Here is a 3250-nt window from a genome sequence, read left to right as displayed (position 1 = left end):
GGTTGCGGGGGTAGGATTTGAACCTACGACCTTCAGGTTATGAGCCTGACGAGCTACCGGGCTGCTCTACCCCGCGCTGATTGCATCGCGTTTTTTTTGCGGTGCTTTTGTTTCATCGTCTAGAGAGGATATCGTTTCTTTCCAGGTCTGGCGGTGACCTACTCTCCCACGTCTTGAGACGCAGTACCATCGGCGCTGCGGCACTTAACGGCCGAGTTCGGAATGGGATCGGGTGTTTTGCTCGCGCTAGGGCCACCAGACCGGGAAAGAAACGATCAGCGTTTTCCCCTTTTGGGGAAGATGTTGTCCAAGGATGCTTTTGGAGAAGCGATTGGGGCCATGTGTTTTTCATGGTCAATCTGTCTTCTTCCGGATCAAATCAAGCCAATCGAGCCATTAGTACCGGTCAACTGAACGCATTGCTGCGCTTACATCTCCGGCCTATCGACGTGGTGGTCTTCCACGGCTCTCAAGGGAGACCTTGTTTTGAGGGGGGCTTCCCGCTTAGATGCCTTCAGCGGTTATCCTGTCCGTTCATAGCTACCCAGCACTGCCGTTGGCACGACAACTGGTCCACCAGTGGAACGTTCACCCCGGTCCTCTCGTACTAGGGGCAACTCCTCTCAAGTCTCCAACACCCACGGCAGATAGGGACCGAACTGTCTCACGACGTTCTAAACCCAGCTCACGTACCTCTTTAAATGGCGAACAGCCATACCCTTGGGACCTGCTCCAGCCCCAGGATGAGATGAGCCGACATCGAGGTGCCAAACGATGCCGTCGATATGGACTCTTGGGCATCATCAGCCTGTTATCCCCAGCGTACCTTTTATCCGTTGAGCGATGGCCCTTCCACTCGGGACCACCGGATCACTATGGCCGTCTTTCGACTCTGCTCGACTTGTCAGTCTTGCAGTCAGGCTGGCTTCTGCCATTGCACTCAACGAGCGATTTCCGACCGCTCTGAGCCAACCTTCGCGCGCCTCCGTTACTGTTTGGGAGGCGACCGCCCCAGTCAAACTACCCGCCACGCAGGGTCCCGGATCCGGATAACGGACCGCGGTTAGACATCAAGAGTGCGAAGGGCGGTATCTCAAGGGAGGCTCCACGGAAACTGGCGTTCCCGTTTCAAAGCTACCGCCTATCCTGCACATCGCAATCCTGATGCCAGTGCGAAGCTGTAGTAAAGGTGCATGGGGTCTTTCCGTCTAACCGCGGGAAGTCTGCATCTTCACAGACAATTCAATTTCGCTGAGTCCACATTTGAGACAGCGGGGAAGTCGTTACGCCATTCGTGCAGGTCGGAACTTACCCGACAAGGAATTTCGCTACCTTAGGACCGTTATAGTTACGGCCGCCGTTTACCGGGGCTTCAATTCAAGGCTTGCACCTCTCCTTTTAACCTTCCGGCACCGGGCAGGCGTCAGACCCTATACGTCGCCTTGCGGCTTCGCAGAGCCCTGTGTTTTTAGTAAACAGTCGCCACCCCCTGGTTTGTGCCCCCGGCCCATAGTTGCCTACGAACCGGGCCTCCTTCTCGCGAACTTACGGAGGTATTTTGCCGAGTTCCTTAAATGTGGTTCTCTCAAGCGCCTTGGTATTCTCTACCAGTCCACCTGTGTCGGTTTCGGGTACGGTCTTGTGGAGGGCTATTTCCAGGAACCACTCAGCGGCCCGATCAATCCGATAAGATCGAACAACCTCTGTGATCCGTCACCATCTCCTGGCCCAGGAATATTAACCTGGTTCCCATCGACTACGCCTTTCGGCCTCGCCTTAGGGGCCGGCTTACCCTGCTCAGATTAGCTTTAAGCAGGAACCCTTGGACTTTCGGCGACAGGGTCTCTCACCCTGTTTGTCGCTACTCATGTCAACATTCTCACTTCTGATCACTCCACCGGATGCCTCACGGCCCGGCTTCACAGTCAGAACATTGCCTCCGTTACCCCGAAGGGCAAAAGAGGCAGCGTTCTATATCACAGAACGCTCCGCTACCACGCACGTAAACGTGCATCCAAAGCTTCGGCTCGTGGCTTGAGCCCCGTTACATCTTCGCCGCAAGACCTCTTGATTAGACCAGTGAGCTGTTACGCTATCTTTAAAGGATGGCTGCTTCTAAGCCAACCTCCTGGTTGTTTTGGAAGTCTCACATGCTTTCCCACTTAGCCACGAATTGGGGGCCTTAGCTGTTGGTCAGGGTTGTTTCCCTCTCCACGACGGACGTTAGCACCCGCCGTGTGTCTGCCGATCAGTTCTCCTGGGTATTCGGAGTTTGCTTAGACTCAGTAAGGCTGTGGGCCCCCATCATCCATGCAGTGCTCTACCCCCCAGGGAATACAATCGACGCGCTACCTAAATAGCTTTCGCGGAGAACCAGCTATCTCCGAGTTTGATTGGCCTTTCACCCCTAGGCACAAGTCATCCCGACCTTTTTCAACAGGTGTGGGTTCGGCCCTCCAGTACGTGTTACCGTACCTTCAGCCTGCTCATGCCTAGATCACTCGGTTTCGGGTCTGATCCGTCTGACTATGTCGCGCATTTAACACTCGCTTTCGCTGCGCCTACACCTAACGGCTTAAGCTTGCCAGACAGACCAAGTCGTTGACCCATTATACAAAAGGTACGCCGTCAGGGCTCAAGGCCCCTCCGACTGCTTGTAGGCGTCCGGTTTCAGAAACTGTTTCACTCCCCTCGTCGGGGTGCTTTTCACCTTTCCCTCACGGTACTGGTTCGCTATCGGTCAGCAAGGAGTACTTAGCCTTCGAGGGTGGTCCCCCGATCTTCAGACAGGATTTCACGTGTCCCGCCCTACTTAATGCGTCCAATCAGACTTCCCGTACGGGGCTGTCACCCGCTATGGCCGATCTTTCCAGATCGTTCCGGTCATCCTCATGGCTCGGCTGGTCCCCGTTCGCTCGCCGCTACTGGGGGAGTATCTGTTGATTTCCTTTCCTCCGGGTACTTAGATGTTTCAGTTCCCCGGGTTCGCTCTTAAAACCCTATGTATTCAGGTAATAAGTACCTGGTTATGAAGATTATTGATTACCAAAGGTAACAATAACCAACATTCAGGTGGGTTTCCCCATTCGGAAATCCATGGATCAAGGCCTATTCTCGGCTCCCCATGGCTTATCGCAGAGTATCACGTCCTTCATCGCCTCTTGCTGCCAAGGCATCCACCAAACGCCCTTATCGCGCTTGATTTGATCCGGAAGAAGAAAGACTGACGTCCCTCTGACCACACGTCCTT

Annotated in this window: 1 tRNA gene and 2 rRNA genes; all 3 read right to left on the bottom strand. The window is 54.4% G+C overall.

From position 1 onward, the window contains the following. Positions 1–2 precede the first annotated feature (2 nt). Positions 3–76 (bottom strand) — tRNA-Met (locus A7A09_RS20415). Between the two features lie 69 nt (positions 77–145). Continuing rightward, positions 146–260: ribosomal RNA gene (rrf, locus tag A7A09_RS20410) — 5S ribosomal RNA — on the bottom strand. A gap of 115 nt (positions 261–375) precedes the next feature. Further along, a 23S ribosomal RNA gene (locus tag A7A09_RS20405) occupies positions 376–3204 on the bottom strand. Positions 3205–3250 lie beyond the last annotated feature (46 nt).

The sequence above is a fragment of the Paracoccus methylarcula genome (assembly GCF_003007735.2).
In the GTDB taxonomy this organism is placed as follows: domain Bacteria; phylum Pseudomonadota; class Alphaproteobacteria; order Rhodobacterales; family Rhodobacteraceae; genus Paracoccus; species Paracoccus methylarcula.
The sequence above is the reverse complement of the archived record's forward strand: the minus strand, read 5'-3'. Positions and strand labels throughout refer to the sequence as shown.